Below are 468 nucleotides of genomic sequence, written 5' to 3' on the forward strand. Positions count from 1 at the left end.
GGAACTTACCCGACAAGGAATTTCGCTACCTTAGGACCGTTATAGTTACGGCCGCCGTTTACTGGGGCTTCGATCAAGAGCTTCTCCCTAAGGATAACCCCATCAATTAACCTTCCAGCACCGGGCAGGCGTCACACCGTATACGTCCACTTTCGTGTTTGCACAGTGCTGTGTTTTTAATAAACAGTTGCAGCCAGCTGGTATCTTCGACTGGCTTCGGCTCCGTCCGCAAGGGACTTCACTTACCGCCAGCGTGCCTTCTCCCCGAAGTTACGGCACCATTTTGCCTAGTTCCTTCACCCGAGTTCTCTCAAGCGCCTGAGTATTCTCTACCTGACCACCTGTGTCGGTTTGGGGTACGATTGTTGGTAACCTGAAGCTTAGAGGCTTTTCCTGGAAGCAGGGCATCAATTGCTTCACCACCTTAGTGGTTCGTCATCACACCTCAGCATTAAGTGACCGGATTTG

General features: G+C 51.5%; 1 rRNA gene. It reads right to left on the bottom strand.

Annotated elements, in window-relative coordinates:
- Positions 1-468 (bottom strand): 23S ribosomal RNA (locus tag BHE89_RS20415); the annotation flags it as partial.

Origin of the sequence: Shigella sp. FC1967, from assembly GCF_001743005.1 — a bacterium.
In the GTDB taxonomy this organism is placed as follows: Bacteria; Pseudomonadota; Gammaproteobacteria; order Enterobacterales; family Enterobacteriaceae; genus Proteus.